This is a genomic window from Agromyces sp. MMS24-K17 (assembly GCF_043950245.1).
Classification (GTDB): Bacteria; Actinomycetota; Actinomycetes; order Actinomycetales; family Microbacteriaceae; genus Agromyces.
This window is the reverse complement of record NZ_CP171640.1, coordinates 228,124-245,219: the sequence shown is the minus strand read 5'-3', so window position 1 is coordinate 245,219 and position 17,096 is coordinate 228,124. Positions and strand designations below refer to the sequence as shown.

The window sequence follows — 17,096 nt, the reverse complement described above, 5'->3', positions numbered from 1 at the left end:
TGACGGCGAGCGACGGCGAATGCTTGAGGGCGCGGGCGCGGCCGTCGTAGCGTCGCTTGTTCCGCAGCCCGCAGAGGAAGGACGGCCGTGACCGCCGCCACCGCCATCGCCGCCGAACGCACCCTGGTGCGTCCGCTCGCCGAGCTCGCCGACGCGGGCCTCGAGGTCCCGGTGCTGGGCGGCGGCCGAATGCGGCACGCGAACCTCGACCTCGCGGCCTCCGCGCCGGCGCTCGCCGTCGTGTCGACCCGCGTGTCCGACCTGCTGCCCTGGTACTCCAGCGTGCACCGCGGCACCGGCTACCCGTCGGAGCTCGCGACCGAGCTCGTCGAGGAGTCGCGCGAGGTCGTCGCCCGACGGGTCGGCGCACGCGCCGACGACGTCGTCGTGTTCACCCGCAACACCACCGACGCGCTGAACCTGCTCGCCTCCGCCGTGCCGGGCGAGGTCGTGGTGCTCGACATCGAGCACCACGCGAACCTGCTGCCGTGGCGCGAGCGCCGGGTGGTCGTCGGCCGACCGACGATCGAGGAGACGATCGACGCGCTCGCCGCGGAGCTCGCCCGTCGCCCGGCCGCCCTCGTCGCCGTGACGGGCGCCTCGAACGTCACCGGAGAGCTGCTGCCGCTCGCCCGGATCGCGGCCGTGGCCCACGCCGCCGGCGCCCGGATCTCGGTCGACGCCGCGCAGCTCCTGCCGCACCGCACGGTGGACGTCGCGGCGCTCGGCGTCGACTACCTCGCCTTCTCCGGGCACAAGGCGTACGCGCCGTACGGCGCCGGGGCGCTGATCGGCCGCCGTGACTGGCTCGACGCGGCCCCCGCGTACCTGGCCGGCGGTGGCGCCGTCTCCCGCGTCGAGGTCGGGCGCGTGGAGTGGCATCCGGCCCCCGAGCGGCACGAGGCCGGCACGCCGAACGTGCTCGGCATCGCGGCGATCGCGCTCGCCCTCGAGGCGCTCGACGCGCTCGGCGAGGCCGACCGCGACGCCCACGAGCACGCGCTCCTCGCCCGGCTCGAGGCGGGGGTCGCCGGCATCGACGGGGTGCGGGCGCTGCGCGGCTTCGCGGATGCCACGGATCGCGTCGGCATCGTCACCCTCGAGCTCGACCGCGGCTCGGTGGGGCTCGTGGCCGCGGCCCTGTCGGCCGAGCACGGCGTCTCGGTGCGGGCGGGCAAGTTCTGCGCGCACCCGTTCTTCCGGCGGGTCGCGAACCGGTCGAACGGGTTGCGGGCGAGCCTCGGCGTCGGCACGTCCTCCGACGACGTCGACCGGTTCGTCGAGGCGCTGGCCACGCTGGTCGCCGACGGCCCGCGGGAGGCCTACCACCGCACGGGCGACGGCTGGCGGCCGCTCGCCGACGACCGTCCGAAGCCGTCGCTGCTGCGCCGCTGACGGGCTTCGGCCCCGCCTCCGGTGCGTTTTACACTGGTCGGGTCGGCGGAAGGAGAGCCATGCGACCGCTGGGAGAAGGCGAGATCCGGGAGTCGTTCGTGAACGCGACTCCGCTCGAACTCGAGCAGCTCGAGCTGCCGATCGAGCACCTGCTGCTCGAATGGGACCACGTCGACGCGCTGGCCTGGCGCGACCGGCGGTTCCGCAATCGCGGCTACCTCGTGACGATCGTCGGCGACGACCCGGTCGGGCTGGTGCTGCGCGCCGCCGACGGCGGCGGGTCGAGGTTCCGCGCGTCGATCTGCAACCTGTGCCACACGCAGCAGCCGGGCGACCAGGTGACGATGTTCACCGCGCGACGCATCGGCGAGGCAGGTCGCCGCGGCGACACGGTGGGCACCTACGTGTGCGCCGACCTGTCGTGCCAGGAGAACGTGCGGCTGCACCCGCCGCTGGCCCCCGCGGAGGTGCGAAGGCTCACCGAGGAGATGCGCGTCGCGGGCCTGCGCCGCCGCACCCTCGCATTCGTCGAGGGCGTGCTCGAGGCGGCGTAGCGCTCCCGCGCGGCCCCTACGGCTCGACCGGGAGCAGCGTCGCGCGCTTCGCCGTGCGGCCGTCGCCGGAGGAGCGCCCGGTGAGCCGGCGCCCGATCCACGGCAGCACGAACTCGCGGTAGTACGCGGCCGTGTTGCGGCTGCGCGGACCGGCCGGCGCCGCCGCGACCTCCTCGACGCCCCACTCGGGCGGCACGGGCACGCCGAGCGCGGTGAGCACGTTGCTCGCGACGCGGGCGTGGCCGAGCGCGTTGAGGTGGAGCTTGTCGGGCGACCAGTAGCGGATGTCCCGCAGGCCCCGGTCGGAGAAGTTGTCGACGAACGTCACGCCGTCGAGGGTCGCGAGGTCGCGCAGCTTCTCGGTGAGGCGCGCACCGCGGGCATCGAACACCTTCCCGAGGGGCAGGTGGTCGGTGGGGTTGGCGCCGCTCAGCATGAGGACGTGGATGCCCTCCTCGCGGATCCGGTGCACGGCCGCGCGGAACTGGTCGGCGACCCGCTCCTCCGGCATCGACGGGCGGAGCATGTCGTTGCCGCCGCCGTTGAAGCTGATCACCTCGGGGCGCAGCGCGATGGCGGTCTCGAGCTGCTCCTCGACGATGGGGCCGAGCTTGCGTCCGCGGATCGCGAGGTTGGCGTAGCCGATCGGCTCCCGGGCCGCCTGGGCGAGCCCGAGCGCGACGAAGTCGGCCCAGCCGCGCTGGGTGCCGTCGGGCAGGTCGTCGCCGACGCCCTCGGTGAAGCTGTCGCCGATCGCCGCATAGCTGTGGAACATGGCGACAAGGCTAACCCCCGCCGGTCACCCGGTGCCGCCGGCCGCCTCGTGCTCGAGTTCGCAGTCGCTTCCCGGGTACAGGAGGGTCTCGTGCCCGTCGTCGAAGTGGACGAAGTACGGCGGCGCGCCGTCGGGTCCGCGTACCTCGGTGATCTCTCCGTGCCGGTCGGCCTGGCCCACCTGCTTGCTGTGGATGACCAGGCGATCGCCCTTGACCGCGTGCATGAGGTCCCCTTTCCTCGCGTTCCAGCGTACGCCGCGGCCGTCGCTCCGGTGCGGGCGATCGGCGGCCGCGACGGCAGCGTCGCCGGTCGGGCCGGCCACGGCGTCCGGCCACGGCGGGGCATCCGTTCGTCAACCCCCTGTCGGCGCGAGCGCGCCTGCCCGGACCATGCCCCGATGAACACCGCCGTGCACCTCGTGCTCGCGGCCGGGATGGTGCTGCTCGGGCTGCTGCTCGGGCGGAGCACCGCCGTCCGGAGGGACACGGCCACGCCGACGACGCGACCGACGATGTGAGGGTCAGTCGGCGGCGAGGAGCGCCGCCCACAGGTCGGCCTTGGCGTGGAACTCCGAGAGGTCGCGCCCGAGCAGCCGCTCGGCGGTCGCGATGCGGGCGCGCACGGTGTGCCGGTGCACGCCGAGGTCGTGCGCGGCCCGGTCGAACCCGCCGCCGTGCTCGAGCCAGGCGCGCACGGTCGGCACGAGGTCGCTGCCGTGCTCGGCGTCGTGCTCGGTGAGCGGGGCGAGCGTCGCCGCGGCCACGGCGCGAGCGTCGGTGCGGGCGAGGAATGCCAGCACCCCTTGGCGGCTGATCTCGTCGAAGCGGCAGACCGTGCCGGCGCCCCCCTCCCGGGCGCGCTCCAGTGCCCGCATGGCCTGGTCGTGGCCGGTCGCTGCGCCCGCCAGGCCGACGGGGTCGCCCACCCCGACCGGCACGTCGAAGTCCTCGGCGAGCTCGGCGACCAGCGCCGACACGTCGCCCTCCTCGACGATCAGGACGACGGTGTCGTCGACCCGTCCGAAGAAGAGCCGTCCGCCGCGCTCGGCGGCGCGGAGCTCGAGGAGCTCGGCGAGCCGGTCGGCGTGCTCGGCCGGGGCATCCGCCACCGCCACACGAAGCGGCGCGACCGGCAGCGGCCCCCACATCTCGGCGGCGACCTGCGCGGCGAGGGCGACGTCGCCGGCGAGGATGCTCCGCACGAGGCCCGAGCGCAGGTAGCCGCGGGCGGCGTCGAGGTCGCGGTTCTGCTCGAGCGCGAGGCCGGCGAGCGCGATCACCGAGGTGACGACCTCGCGTCCGGCGTGGTCGAGCTCGGGGGAGTCGCCGATCGCGAGCACCCCGCGCAGGGCGCCGCGGGCGCCGAGCGTCTGCAGGGTCATCCGCTGCGGGCGGCCGACGGAGCCGCCGGCCTCGAACGCGCGGCCGGCCCGCTGACCGCGGCGGAGCATCGTGCGGGCCTCGCCGACGACCTCGCCGAGGTGGGGCTGGCCGAGGCCGCCTGCGGGGAACTCGCGGTCGAGGCCGCCCGCCGCGTCGACGAGCCCGACCCAGGCGCCGAGCCGGCGCGAGAGCTCGGCGAGCGTCGCCGAGAGCCCGTCGGGCTGGAGCGCGGCGTGCGAGATGGCGCGCTGCGTGGCCAGCGCCCACGCCTGTCGGGCGGATGCCTCCTCGGCGACGAGGTCGGCGACGGCGCGCACGATCGCGATGAAGGGGATCCGGTACGGCACCTCGAACACGGGCAGCCCCTGCGCCGAGCACGCCGCGACGAGCGCGTCGGGGGTGCCGTCGCGGATCACCTCGGTGCCGAAGCCGAGGGCGGCGACCCCGGCCGCCCGCAGCCGGCCGACGTACGCCTCGGCGAAGGCGGGGTCGACGTCGCCCGAGGCGTCGTCGGCGAACTGCGTGCCGGTGGTGAGCAGCACCTGGCCGGCGTCGAGGAACGGGGTGGGGTCGGCGAGGTCGGACGAGTGCGCCCACACCACCGGGAGGTCGAGCGCGCCCGAGCCGCCCGCGTCGAGCAGGTCGAGGGCGAGCTCGCGCCGGGCGAGCAGGGTGCGCAGGGCGGGAGGCATGCCGGCTCCGAGACGTCGATGTACACGATGGCGAAATCAGGTGCCCCAAGTGTACGCCGTGGCGACGGGGCATCCGCCAGTCGCGACCTAGCATCGGCTCCCATGACCATCGTCGACGTCCCGGCCGCCGGCATCGCCGGCGGGCCCGCCCTGCCCCAGCGCCGTCACCTCGCAACGGCGATCCCCGGACCCCGCTCCCAGGAGCTCCTCGCCCGCAAGGCCGCGGCCGTCGCCGCCGGCGTGGGCACCACCATCCCCGTCGCGGTCGTGGCCGCGGGCGGCGGCGTCATCGTCGACGCCGACGGCAACTCGATCATCGACCTCGGCTCCGGCATCGCCGTCACCGGCGTCGGCAACGCCAACCCGCGCGTCGTCGAGGCCGTCACCGCCCAGCTCAACGCCTTCACCCACACCTGCTTCACCGTCGCGCCGTACGACTCGTACGTCGACGTCGCCGAGGCGCTGAACCGGCTCACCCCCGGCGACCACGAGAAGCGCTCGGCGCTGTTCAACTCCGGCGCCGAGGCCGTCGAGAACGCGGTGAAGATCGCCCGCCACTTCACCCGCAAGCAGGCGGTCGTCGCGTTCGACCACGCCTACCACGGGCGTACCAACCTCACCATGGGCCTCACGGCGAAGAATATCCCGTACAAGAGCGGCTTCGGCCCGTTCGCCCCCGAGGTGTACCGCGCGCCCCTCTCGTACCCGTTCCGCGACGGCGGACTCGACGGCGCCGAGGCCGCCGCCCGTGCCATCACCCAGATCGAGAAGCAGGTCGGCGTCGAGAACCTCGCCGCCATCATCATCGAGCCGATCCAGGGCGAGGGCGGCTTCATCGTGCCGGCCCAGGGCTTCCTCCCGGCGCTCGTCGAGTGGGCGAACGCCAACGGCGTCGTCTTCATCGCCGACGAGGTGCAGACCGGGTTCGGCCGCACCGGCGCGTGGTTCGCCAGCGAGCACGAGGGCATCGTGCCCGACCTCATCGTCACCGCGAAGGGCATCGCCGGCGGCCTGCCGCTGTCGGCCGTGACCGGCCGTGCCGAGATCATGGACTCCGCCATGCCCGGCGGCCTCGGCGGCACGTACGCCGGCAGCCCGCTCGCCTGCGCCGCGGCGCTCGCGACGATCGAGTCGTACGAGGCCGACGGCCTCATCGGGCGCGCCCGCGAGCTCGGCGACCTGCTGCTCGGCCGCCTCAACGGGTTCCGCACCGACGACGCGCGCATCGGCGACGTCCGCGGCCGCGGCGCGATGGTCGCGATCGAGCTCGTCGACCCCGCCACCGGCGCCCCCGACGCGGCCCTCACCGGCCGGGTCGTCGCCCACGCGCACGCCAACGGCGTGCTGCTGCTCACCTGCGGCACCTACGGCAACGTGATCCGGTTCCTGCCGCCGCTCACCATCTCCGACGAGCTCCTGAACGAGGCGCTCGACGTCATCCGGGAAGGACTCGCGCAGGCATGACCCTCCTCGCCGACAGCGCCGTCGACGTGGCATCCGCCGCTCCGCACCCCGCGCAGCACACCGGCGCGCACCCCGCCTCGAACCCCCTCGCCGACGCACGCAGCCAACTCGCGGAGGCCGTCGGGCTCCTCGGCTACGCCGACGGCCTGCACCGCATGCTCGCGACCCCGCGTCGCGAGCTGACGGTCGCCGTGCCGCTCCGCCTCGACGGCGGGGAGACCACGCTGTTCACGGGCTACCGGGTGCAGCACAACTTCTCCCGCGGCCCCGCCAAGGGGGGCCTGCGCTACGCGCCGAACGTCGACCTCGACGAGGTGCGTGCGCTCGCCATGTGGATGACGTGGAAGTGCGCCCTGCTCGACGTGCCGTACGGCGGCGCGAAGGGCGGCATCGCGATCGACCCCCGCGCGCACAGCGTCGCCGAGCTCGAGCGCGTCACCCGCCGCTACACGAGCGAGATCCTGCCGATCATCGGGCCGGAGCGGGACATCCCCGCGCCCGACATCGGCACCGACGAGCAGACCATGGCCTGGATCATGGACACCTACTCGGTGAACTCCGGGTACACCGTGCCCGGCATCGTCACCGGCAAGCCCATCGCGCTCGGCGGCTCGCAGGGCCGCGCGTCGGCGACGAGCCGCGGCGTCACGCACGTCGCCCTCGCCGCGCTCGCCCATGTCGGCCTCCGCCCCGACCGGGCCACCGCCGCCGTGCAGGGCTTCGGCAAGGTCGGCGCCGACGCCGCCCGCTTCCTCGCCGACGCGGGCGTCGCGGTCGAGGCCGTCAGCGACATGTACGGCGCCGTGCACCGCGCCGGCGGGCTCGACCTCGCCGCGCTCACCGACCACGTCCGCGCCACCGGCACCGTCGTCGGGTTCCCCGGCGCCGACTCGATCGACGGCGCGGCGCTCCTCGAGCTCGACGTCGACCTGCTCGTGCCGGCCGCCGTCGAGGGCGTCATCCACGAGGGCAACGCCGGCGCGGTCCGCGCCCGCGTCGTCGTCGAGGGCGCGAACGGACCGACGACGGCCGCCGGCGACCGGATCCTCGCCGAGCGCGGCGTGCTCGTCGTGCCCGACATCCTCGCGAACGCCGGCGGCGTGATCGTCTCGTACTTCGAGTGGGTGCAGGCGAACCAGGCCTACTGGTGGCGCGCCGACGAGGTCGAGGCCAGACTGGAGGAACGGATGCTGAGCGCCTGGGGGCACGTGCTCGGCTACGCCGAGGCACGGGGGCTGTCGCTTCGGACCGCCGCCACCGCGCTCGCCGTCGAGCGCGTGGCCGAAGCGCACCGGCTCCGCGGGCTGTACCCCTGAACCACCCATCCACCGCCGAACGCGAACGGAACAGCATGACCAACGCAACCCAGGAATCCGCGATCCTCGACCGGGTCGCCACCGGCCTCTTCATCGGCGGCGAGTGGGTCGACGCCGACGGCGGTCGCACCCTCGCCGTGAACGACCCCGCCACCGGCCGGATCATCAAGGAGATCGCGGATGCCTCGCCCGAGGACGGGGTCCGCGCCCTCGACGCCGCCGTCGCCGCGCAGGCGTCGTGGGCCGCCACCCCGCCCCGCGAGCGCGGGGAGCTGCTGCGCCGCGCGTTCGACGCGCTGATGGCCCGCAAGGAGGAGTTCGCGCTCCTCATGACGCTCGAGATGGGCAAGCCGCTCGCCGAGGCCCGCGGCGAGGTCGCCTACGGCGGCGAGTTCCTCCGCTGGTTCTCCGAGGAGGCGGTGCGCATCCACGGCCGCTACGGGCTGAACCCCGAGGGCACCGGGCGCATGATCGTCTCGCAGCGGCCCGTCGGCCCCTGCTACTTCATCACCCCGTGGAACTTCCCGCTCGCGATGGCGACCCGCAAGATCGCGCCGGCGCTCGCCGCGGGCTGCACGGTCGTCGTCAAGCCCGCCGCCCTCACCCCGCTCACGACCATCGCGTTCGTGCAGCTCCTCGAGGAGGTCGGGCTGCCGAAGGGCGTCGTGAACGTCGTCACCACGTCGAAGTCGAGCGCGCTGTCGAAGCCGATCATCGGCGACCCGCGCCTGCGCAAGCTGAGCTTCACGGGGTCGACCGAGGTCGGCCGCACCCTCATCGCGCAGGCCGCAGAGCAGGTGCTGCGCGTCTCGATGGAGCTCGGCGGCAACGCCCCGTTCGTCGTCTTCGAGGACGCCGACCTCGACCAGGCCGTCGACGGCGCCATGGTCGCGAAGTTCCGCAACATCGGCCAGGCGTGCACCGCCGCGAACCGGTTCATCGTGCAGGCGTCGGTCGCCGACGACTTCGCCCGCCGCGTCGCCGAGCGGGTCCGCTCGATGAAGGTCGGCCGCGGCACGGAGGACGGCGTGCAGATCGGCCCGCTCATCGACGACGACGCCATCGCGAAGGCGGAGGAGCTCGTCGCCGACGCCGTCTCGCGCGGGGCATCCGTCGCCGCCGGCGGTTCGCGCATCGAGGGCGAGGGCACCTTCTACCAGCCGACCGTGGTGACCGGCGTCGTGCCGGGCAGCGAGATCCTGAAGCAGGAGATCTTCGGTCCGGTGCTCTCGATCACGACGTTCACCGACGAGGACGACGCCGTGCGCATCGCGAACGACACCGAGTTCGGCCTCGTGTCGTACGTGTTCACGCAGGACCTCGCCCGCGGCCACCGCATGATCGACCGCCTCGACACCGGGATGATGGGCCTCAACGTCGGCGTCCTGTCGAACGCGGCGGCGCCGTTCGGCGGCGTGAAGCAGTCGGGGCTCGGCCGCGAGGGCGGATTCGAGGGCATCCACGAGTTCCTCGACACCAAGTACACCCTCATGCCGGTCGAGTGACGGGACGCACCATGGAACGCATCGACACCGACGTCGTGATCGTCGGCGCGGGCGCGACCGGCCTCACCGCCGCCACGCGCCTCCGGGCGGCCGGCCGCTCCGTCATCGTGCTCGAGGCGCGCGACCGCGTGGGCGGGCGTCTCTGGACCGACGACGTTGACGGCGCCATGCTCGAGATCGGCGGCCAGTGGGTCTCGCCCGACCAGGACGCGCTCATCGAGACGCTCGACGACCTCGGCCTCGAGACGTACACCCGCTACCGCGAGGGCAAGAACGTCTACATCGACCAGCACGGCGAGAAGCGGCGCTTCGAGGGCGAGATCTTCCCGGTGCCGGCGCGCACCGAGGACGAGATCCTCGGGCTCATCGACAAGCTCGACGCGCTCGTCGCCGAGATCGACCCCGAGCGGCCGTGGGCGCACCCCGACGCGAAGGAGCTCGACGAGGTCTCCTTCGCCGAGTGGCTCGGCACGCAGACCGACGACGAGGAGGCGCGCCTCAACATCGGCATGTTCATCGCCGGCGCCATGCTCACCAAGCCGGCGCACGCCTTCAGTGCGCTGCAGGCGCTGCTCATGGCCGCCTCGGCCGGGTCGTTCTCGAACCTCGTCGACGCCGACTTCATCCTCGACAAGCGCGTCGTCGGCGGCCTGCAGCAGGTGCCGCTGCTGCTGGCCGAGCGGCTCGGCGGGGCGGTGCGGCTGGGCCAGGCGGTACGCACGCTGCGCTGGACCGGCCCGGCCGAAGGGCGAGCGGATGCCCCGGAGCACGGCGTCGTCGCGGTGACCGATTCGCTCGAGGTGCACGCCGGGCACGCGATCCTCGCGGTGCCGCCGATCCTGTTCAGCCGCATCTCGTACGAGCCGCCACTGCCGCGTCGCCAGCACCAGCTGCACCAGCACCTGTCGATGGGCTTCGTGATCAAGGTGCACGCCGTGTACGAGACGCCGTTCTGGCGCGACCTCGGGCTCTCGGGCACGGCGTTCAGCCCGTACGAGCTCTGCCACGAGGCGTACGACAACACGAACCACGGCGACCCGCGCGGCACGCTCGTCGGCTTCGTGTCCGACGAGGCGGCCGACGAGGTGTTCCGCCTGCCGGCGGCGGAGCGGAAGGCCCGCATCCTCGAGTCGCTGTCGCACTACTACGGCGAGCAGGCGCTGCACCCGGTCGTCTACTACGAGAGCGACTGGGGCAGCGAGGAGTGGACCCGCGGCGCGTACGCGGCGAGCTTCGACATGGGCGGGCTCGCCCGGTACGGATCCGACCTGCGCGCGCCCGTCGGGCCGATCCGGTTCGCCTCCAGCGACCTCGCCGGCAAGGGCTACCAGCACGTCGACGGCGCGATCCGCATGGGCAGGTCCGTCGCCGACGAGATCCTGGAGACGTCATGACCACCGATCCGTACCGCGTCGTCGTCGGCTACACCGCCAACGAGGCCGGCGCCGACGCGCTCGCGCTCGGCGCACGCATCGCCCGGGCCGCCGAGGCGCTGCTCGAGGTCGTGATGGTGCTGCCGAACGAGGCGCACAACGCACTCGTGCCGACCGAGCAGGGCTACGAGCGGCTGCTCAAGGCGCAGTCGCGGGAATGGCTCGCCGAGGCATCCACCGCCATCGGGCACGACGTCGAGCAGGCGCTGCACATCCGATACGCGGAGTCGTTCGCCGAGGGCCTCATCGCCGCCGCGCACGAGTTCGACGCCGGGCTGATCGTGATCGGCGCGGCGCGCGGGGGCCTCCTCGGCCGCATGCGCATCGGCACCGTCGCGAACGAGCTGCTGCACTCCTCCGACGTGCCGGTCGTGCTCGCGCCCGCCGGCGCCCGCGACGAGCCGATCTCGACCGGCGTCACCCGCATCACCGCGGCGCTCGGCACGCGCCCCGGTGCGACGGCGCTGCTCGACACCGCGCTCGAACTGGTGGACGCCACCCACGCCCCGCTGCGCCTGCTCTCGCTCGTCTCGATCGACCTGCCCGACGGGCTCGACCCCGTGCTCGCCGCGCTCACCGGCGACGTGCACGCCGACCGCGTGCTCGACGACGCGAGGAGCCGACTGCCGTACGGCGTCGAGGCCACTGCCCAGGTCGTGCGCGGCGACCGCATCGAGGACGCCGTCGGCGACCTCGACTGGCACCACGGCGAGCTGGTGCTCGTCGGCTCCAGCCGGCTCGCCGCGCCGAACCGCCTGTTCCTCGGCTCCACGGCCGCGAAGATGCTCCACGAGCTCCCGGTGCCCATGGTCGTGGTGCCGCGCTCCCTCACCTGACCGGCCGGGCGACCCGCCTCCCGGCGACCCGCCTTCCGGCCACCGACGAAGGACCACTGCAATGACGCAACACCAGCCCACGGGCCGCGACCGCGGCAGCCGGTCGACGGACGACGCGCCGATGACGACGGCGACCGCCGCGGTCGAACCCTCCGGCCTGTCGAAGAAGGGCCTGTCGGCCGGTTCGGTCGGGCTGATCGGCGCGATCGTCATCGGCATCTCGTGCATCGCGCCGGCGTACACGCTGACCGCGGCGCTCGGCCCCACCGTGTCGGAGGTCGGCGTGCAGGTGCCGGCGATCATCCTCGTCGGCTTCATCCCGATGCTGCTCGTCGCGTTCGGCTACCGCGAGCTGAACACCCGCATGCCCGACTCGGGCACGTCGTTCACCTGGGCGACCCGGGCCTTCGGCCCGTGGATCGGCTGGATGGCCGGGTGGGGCCTGGTCGCCGCGACGATCCTCGTGCTGTCGAACCTCGCGGGCATCGCGGTGGACTTCCTGTTCCTGCTCATCTCGCAGGTGGCCGGCAACCCGGACATCGCCGACCTCGCGGCGAACCCGTTCGTCAACGTCGCGGTGTGCCTGCTGTTCGTGCTCGGCGCGACGTGGATCTCGTACCGTGACATGCGCACCACGCAGAAGCTGCAGTACTGGCTGGTGGGCTTCCAGGTCGCGGTGCTCGTGCTGTTCTCGGTCGCCGCGCTCGTGGAGGTCGCGAACGGCAGCGCGTTCGACGCGACCCCGATCGAGCTGAGCTGGTTCAACCCGTTCGCGGTCGACTCGTTCTCGGCGTTCGCGGCGGGCCTGTCGCTGTCGATCTTCATCTTCTGGGGCTGGGACGTCACGCTCACGATGAACGAGGAGACCCGCGGCTCGGAGAAGACGCCGGGCCGCGCGGCGACGATCACCGTCGTCACCATCGTGGTGCTCTACCTGCTCATCGCGGTGTCGCTCATCGCGTACGCCGGCGTCGGCGACGGGGAGTACGGCCTCGGCAACCCCGAGATCCAGGACAACGTGTTCTTCCACCTGGCCGGCCCGATCCTGGGGCCGCTCGCGGTGCTGGTGTCGCTCGCGGTGCTCACGTCGAGCGCGTCGAGCCTGCAGTCGACGTTCGTGTCGCCCGCGCGCACCCTGCTCGCGATGGGCCACTACGGCGCCCTGCCCGAGCAGTTCGCCCGGGTGAGCCCGCGGTTCTTCACCCCCGGTTACGCGACGATCGTCTCGGCGATCGTGGCGTCGGTGTTCTACGCCGTCATGCGGTTCGTGAGCGAGAACGTGCTGTGGGACACGATCACCGCGCTCGGCATGATGATCTGCTTCTACTACGGCATCACCGCGTTCGCCTGCGTGTGGTTCTTCCGCAAGGTGTGGTGGCGCTCGGTGCGGAACGTCTGCTTCACGCTGCTGTTCCCGCTGGTCGGCGGCGTGATCCTCGCCGTGCTGTTCTTCACGACCCTGATCGACAGCATGGATCCCGAGTACGGCAGCGGCTCGCACGTCTTCGGCGTGGGCCTGGTCTTCGTGCTCGGCATGGTCGTGCTGCTCACGGGCGTCGTCGTGATGCTCGTGCAGTGGCGCCGGCGTCCGGCGTTCTTCCGCGGAGAGACCCTCTCGCGGGCCGCTGCGGCCGAGTGAGGTCGTCGGCCGGCCCCGACCCGGGGCCGGCCGATGCGGATCAGCTGCGGCTGGAGAGCCGCCGGGCGACGCCCGCGATGCCGGCGACGAGCAGGACGGCGCCGATCGCGAGCAGCAGCACGAGCGCCGCGGTCACGCCCGACAACGAGGCGAACCAGTCGGCCGTCGCGTCGCGACGCGACGGGTCGACGAGGATCCACAGCTCCAGCGCCGCGATCGCGGCGAAGGCGAGGCCCCAGACGATCGCGCCCCAGCGCACGCGCGGGCCGGCCGGTCGCGCGGGTACGGCGGCGGATGCCACGGGCGAGGCGGATGCCACGGGCCAGGTCGGCTGGTCGTCCGCGCCGAGCGACACGGTGGGCTGGTCGTCGGGGGAGGGGGTGGCGTCGCGGTCGGTCATCTCAGTTCTCCTCGTCGCTCGTCGCGTCGTCGGCGTACTCGACGACCTCGATCCGGGTGGCGCCGGCGCGGATCGTCAGGCCGGCGTCGGCCTGGCCGGGCTCGAGGCCCGGCCCGATGCTGCGATGCCAGGTCGACGGGGCTCCCGCCCCGGAGGTCAGCTGGGTGCTGCCGACGGACTGCCACGTCTGGTCGGTCACGCGGAACCAGCTGATCGAGCACGACCCGCAGGTCACGTCGAGGTCGAGCCGGGTGCCGTCGTGCACCTCGACGTGGATCGTGCCGGCGCCCTGCTCGACGGTCATCGCCGGCGTGCCCGGCTGCCGGGCGGTCTGCTCGTCGAGCACGAGGAACACGTCGCCGACCGGCTGCACGATGCTCGCCGTGCGCACCTGCCCCGTGATCGCGCCGAGGGCGACCTCGCCGCGCGGCACGAACGCGCCGATCGTCGCGAGCACGAGCAGCGTGATCGTGGTGAAGGCGAGGAACCCGCTGCGTCGGCGCAGCGCGCCGGCGAGCACCATCGCCGACGCCGACACCAGGGCGGCCGCCGCGAGGGCGATCGTGCCGGCCCAGTCGGCCGTGCCGGCCGAGCCGAGCGCGACGATGCCGACGAGCGCGCCGACCACGAGGGCCGCGCCGAGCGTGGCGATCACGAAGGCGAAGCTCGCCCGCGGGCGGGTCAGCCGGCGCTGCCGACGGGCCGCCTCGGCCTGTGCGGCGAACGCGGCGTTCCGCGCGCGGTGCTGCTCGTGGAGTTGGGCCCGGGCCTGCCGGCCGGCGTCGGCCTGCGACCGGCGCCACTCGGCGTTCGCGGCCCGCCACTCGTCGTACCGCACCTTCCACGCCTCGTACTCGGCCGAGTCGGCGCCGGGCGCCGGGCGCGGCGGGGTCGGCGGGGCGTCGGCGGGCATCGCGCCCGCGGCACCCGCCGGGCTCGGGGCACCAGTCGGGCTCGAGGCATCCGTCGCGGTCGTGGCCGCCGCGCTGCTCCACGCGGCGGAGGCCGCCGTGTTGGCGGGCTGCGCGTTCCAGCCCGTGCCGGCCGCGCCGCCGTCCTCCGGGCGCCGGGAACGGCGCACGAGCCAGACCACGAGCGCCGCGATGCCGCCGAGGAGCAGCAGCGTCCACAGCACGGGCCAGAGGTTGAGGCCGAGCGGGTTGAACCAGAACACGTCGCTCCAGCCGTCGTCCCAGCCCCACGCCCAGCCGCCGAGGAACGCCGGCACGCCGAACGCGGGCGGGAACAATCCGATCAGCAGGAAGATGGCGATGCCGACGAGGGCGCTGTCCCAGACCCCGCGGAGCAGCTGCTCGAGGTGGATGCGGCCCGAGGCGTCGGGCAGCAGGAGCCAGGCGACGCCGTACGCGAGGAACGCGGGCGCGCCGAACAGGGCGAACACCACGAGCACGCCGCGCACGATGAGCGGGTCGATGCCGAGGCGGTTCGCGATGCCGGCGGCGACGCCACCGATCCAGCCGGGCGTGCGGGGCACGCCGAGGCCGCGCAGCCAGCCGAAGAAGCCCGACCCCGGGCCGGCGTCGCCGCCGGCTCCGCTCGCACCGGACGCGCCGGCACCGCCCGCGGGCGGCAGGGGAGGCTCGGGCGGAAGCGGCGGCTCGGGAGGCTCGGGGGCGTCGCCCGTGCCGGGGACGCGGGTCGCCGAGCCGTCGGTCTCGGAGTCGGTGGGGTTCACTGCCATGCTCCGATGCTCCCGCAGTCGCGTGCGGCCGGCCTATCCGGCATGACCCTGATCCGTCCCTGATTCCCCGGCCGCCGCGGCCCGGGGCTGGTTGGATTGGGGCATGTCCTCCGCCGCGCCCGTGCCAGCGCCCCGCCTCACCCGGCGGCGCGACTGCTGGGTCGCGGGCGTCGCCGGCGGCCTCGCCGAGCACCTGCGCTGGCCGCCCGCGCTCGTGCGCGCCGGCTTCGTCGCGACCGCGCTGCTCGGCGGCGCCGGGCTGCTGTTCTACGCCTGGCTCTGGGCGTTCGCGCCGTGGGCCGACCCTGGCGATGCGACCGATCGGGTCACCCGGCGGGCGCCGGTCGCCTGGCTGCTGGTGGCCGCCGAGGGCCTCGTGCTCGTCGGGGTGCTCGTGGCGGCCTGGGGCGCGTGGGGCGGCGACGGGGTCGACGACCTGCTCCCGCTCGCCCTGCTCGCGGTCGCGCTCGCCACGGCCGCCGGCGCCTGGGCCACCTTCGTCGACCGGACCGACCCCGAGCGCGGCCCCCGCGTCGAGCAGGCGGTGCGGGCCGCCGCGGCCGGGATGCTGGTCGTGATCGCCCTCGTCGGCGCATCCGTGCCCGGCGCCGGAGCCGGCGGGATCCTGCTCGCCGTCGTCTGCCTCCTCGGCATCGGCCTCGTGTTCGCACCGTCGCTCGCGACCGTCTGGCGCGACCTCGTCGACGAGCGCGTGCGCCGCATCCGCGACGAGCAGCGCAGCGCCATGGCCGCGCACCTCCACGACTCGGTGCTGCAGACCCTCGCGCTCATCCAGAACCGGGCCGGCGCCTCGAGCGAGGCCGGGCGCCTCGCGCGCGCCCAGGAGCGGGAGCTGCGCAGCTGGCTGTACGACGGCGATGCCCCGGCCGACAGCGACCTCGCGACCGACCTGCGCGACTTCGCGGCGGCGCTGGAGCTCGACTTCCCCGTGCGCATCGAGGTCGTCGCGGTCGGCATGTCGGCCGAGCGGGCCAGCGGCGAGGTCGCCGCGGCCGCCCGCGAGGCCATGCTGAACGCGGCCAGGCACGCCGGCGGCGAGGTGTCGGTGTACCTCGAGGGCTCGGCCCGCGCCGTCGACGTGTACGTGCGCGACCGCGGACCCGGTTTCGACCCCGGCGCGGTGCCCGCCGACCGGCTCGGCGTGCGCGAGTCGATCATCGGCCGGATGCGCCGGGCCGGCGGCTCCGCGACCGTGCGGCCGGGCGCCGGCGGCATCGGCACCGAGGTGCACCTGCGATTCGAGACGGAGGCCGAGCGTGCCCGCTGACCCTGACGCACCCGCGCCCCTCCGCGTCGTCGTCGTCGACGACCACTCGATCTTCCGCGCCGGCCTCCGGGCCGACCTCGACCCGTCGATCGAGGTCGCCGGCGAGGCCGCCGACGTCGAGGCGGCCGTGCGCGTCATCGTCGCGGTGCGCCCCGACGTGGTGCTGCTCGACGTCCACCTGCCGGGCGGGGCGGATGCCTCCGCCTCCGGCGGCGCCGACGTGATCAACCGGGCGGCGCCCGAGGTGCCGGGCACCCGGTTCCTCGCCCTCAGCGTCTCCGACTCCGCGGAGGACGTGGTGGGGGTCATCCGCGCCGGCGCCCGCGGCTACCTCACCAAGGGCGCCTCGGCCGACGAGGTGAGCCGCGCCGTCCACGCCGTCGCCTCCGGCGACGCGGTCTTCTCCCCGCGGCTCGCGGGCTTCGTGCTCGACGCCTTCGGCGCCGCCGTCGGCGAGACCGCGTCGACCTCCGACGAGCTCGACCGGCTCTCGGCGCGCGAGCAGGAGGTGATGCGGCTCATCGCCCGCGGCTACGCCTACAAGGAGGTCGCCGCCGCGCTGTTCATCTCCACGAAGACCGTCGAGACGCACGTGTCGTCGGTACTTCGGAAGCTCCAGCTCTCGAGCCGGCACGAGCTCACCGCGTGGGCGACGGCGCGTCGCCTGCTGTGACGGGCTCGCGGTCGCCTGATCGCGCCCGGTCCGCTCGACC

Annotated in this window: 15 protein-coding genes; 10 read left to right on the top strand and 5 right to left on the bottom strand. The window is 74.2% G+C overall.

Going from position 1 to position 17,096, the window contains the following annotated elements; translation table 11 throughout:
• The first annotated feature begins 87 nt into the window (after positions 1–87).
• Positions 88–1,395 carry an aminotransferase class V-fold PLP-dependent enzyme gene (locus tag ACGGZK_RS01010; protein WP_395244413.1) on the top strand — a complete coding sequence of 436 codons (1,308 nt, stop codon included), beginning with the start codon at positions 88–90 and terminating at the stop codon, positions 1,393–1,395.
• Between the two features lie 59 nt (positions 1,396–1,454).
• On the top strand, positions 1,455–1,949 hold the full coding sequence (locus ACGGZK_RS01005; RefSeq protein ID WP_395244412.1) for an FBP domain-containing protein: 495 nt from the start codon (positions 1,455–1,457) through the stop codon (positions 1,947–1,949).
• A 16-nt stretch (positions 1,950–1,965) separates the two neighbouring features.
• Here the strand turns inward: ACGGZK_RS01005 and ACGGZK_RS01000 are convergent, their stop codons facing one another.
• The 3 genes from ACGGZK_RS01000 to ACGGZK_RS00990 all read right to left on the bottom strand — a co-directional run bounded on the left by ACGGZK_RS01000 (position 1,966) and on the right by ACGGZK_RS00990 (position 4,800).
• A complete protein-coding gene (locus tag ACGGZK_RS01000; protein ID WP_395244411.1) occupies positions 1,966–2,724 on the bottom strand; it encodes an SGNH/GDSL hydrolase family protein in 759 nt (252 codons plus the stop codon).
• Positions 2,725–2,748: 24 nt separating this feature from the next.
• Entirely contained in the window at positions 2,749–2,949 is a 201-nt protein-coding gene (locus ACGGZK_RS00995) for a DUF1918 domain-containing protein (RefSeq protein WP_395244410.1), read from the bottom strand.
• Positions 2,950–3,246: 297 nt separating this feature from the next.
• Positions 3,247–4,800, bottom strand: a complete 1,554-nt coding sequence (locus ACGGZK_RS00990; protein ID WP_395244409.1) for a PucR family transcriptional regulator — start codon at positions 4,798–4,800, stop codon at positions 3,247–3,249.
• Between the two features lie 102 nt (positions 4,801–4,902).
• On the opposite strand from ACGGZK_RS00990, the gene gabT reads away from it, so the two are divergent.
• From gabT to ACGGZK_RS00960, 6 genes are all read left to right on the top strand, one after another.
• A complete protein-coding gene (gene gabT, locus ACGGZK_RS00985) occupies positions 4,903–6,264 on the top strand; it encodes a 4-aminobutyrate--2-oxoglutarate transaminase (RefSeq protein ID WP_395244408.1) in 1,362 nt (453 codons plus the stop codon).
• Entirely contained in the window at positions 6,261–7,580 is a 1,320-nt protein-coding gene (locus ACGGZK_RS00980) for a Glu/Leu/Phe/Val dehydrogenase (protein WP_395244407.1), read from the top strand. The genes gabT and ACGGZK_RS00980 overlap by 4 nt, the downstream gene beginning before the upstream one ends.
• 35 nt (positions 7,581–7,615) lie before the next feature.
• On the top strand, positions 7,616–9,085 hold the full coding sequence (locus ACGGZK_RS00975) for an NAD-dependent succinate-semialdehyde dehydrogenase (protein WP_395244406.1): 1,470 nt from the start codon (positions 7,616–7,618) through the stop codon (positions 9,083–9,085).
• A gap of 11 nt (positions 9,086–9,096) precedes the next feature.
• On the top strand, positions 9,097–10,479 hold the full coding sequence (locus tag ACGGZK_RS00970; RefSeq protein WP_395244405.1) for a flavin monoamine oxidase family protein: 1,383 nt from the start codon (positions 9,097–9,099) through the stop codon (positions 10,477–10,479).
• Positions 10,476–11,354 carry a universal stress protein gene (locus ACGGZK_RS00965; RefSeq protein WP_395244404.1) on the top strand — a complete coding sequence of 293 codons (879 nt, stop codon included), beginning with the start codon at positions 10,476–10,478 and terminating at the stop codon, positions 11,352–11,354. Before ACGGZK_RS00970 ends, ACGGZK_RS00965 begins: the two co-directional genes overlap by 4 nt.
• Positions 11,355–11,475: 121 nt before the next feature.
• Positions 11,476–12,993: an APC family permease gene (locus tag ACGGZK_RS00960; RefSeq protein WP_395246015.1), complete on the top strand. Its 1,518-nt coding sequence runs from the start codon at positions 11,476–11,478 to the stop codon at positions 12,991–12,993.
• A 40-nt stretch (positions 12,994–13,033) separates the two neighbouring features.
• Here the strand turns inward: ACGGZK_RS00960 and ACGGZK_RS00955 are convergent, their stop codons facing one another.
• Both ACGGZK_RS00955 and ACGGZK_RS00950 read right to left on the bottom strand, forming a co-directional pair.
• Positions 13,034–13,393 (bottom strand): hypothetical protein, encoded by a 360-nt coding sequence (locus ACGGZK_RS00955; RefSeq protein ID WP_395244403.1) that lies wholly within the window; start codon positions 13,391–13,393, stop codon positions 13,034–13,036.
• Between the two features lies 1 nt (position 13,394).
• Positions 13,395–15,095 (bottom strand): PspC domain-containing protein, encoded by a 1,701-nt coding sequence (locus tag ACGGZK_RS00950; RefSeq protein ID WP_395244402.1) that lies wholly within the window; start codon positions 15,093–15,095, stop codon positions 13,395–13,397.
• Positions 15,096–15,198: 103 nt separating this feature from the next.
• Here ACGGZK_RS00950 and ACGGZK_RS00945 point away from each other — a divergent pair, with 103 nt between their 5' ends.
• On the top strand, positions 15,199–16,383 hold the full coding sequence (locus ACGGZK_RS00945; RefSeq protein ID WP_395244401.1) for a PspC domain-containing protein: 1,185 nt from the start codon (positions 15,199–15,201) through the stop codon (positions 16,381–16,383).
• Positions 16,373–17,056 carry a LuxR C-terminal-related transcriptional regulator gene (locus ACGGZK_RS00940; RefSeq protein ID WP_395244400.1) on the top strand — a complete coding sequence of 228 codons (684 nt, stop codon included), beginning with the start codon at positions 16,373–16,375 and terminating at the stop codon, positions 17,054–17,056. The genes ACGGZK_RS00945 and ACGGZK_RS00940 overlap by 11 nt, the downstream gene beginning before the upstream one ends.
• Positions 17,057–17,096 lie beyond the last annotated feature (40 nt).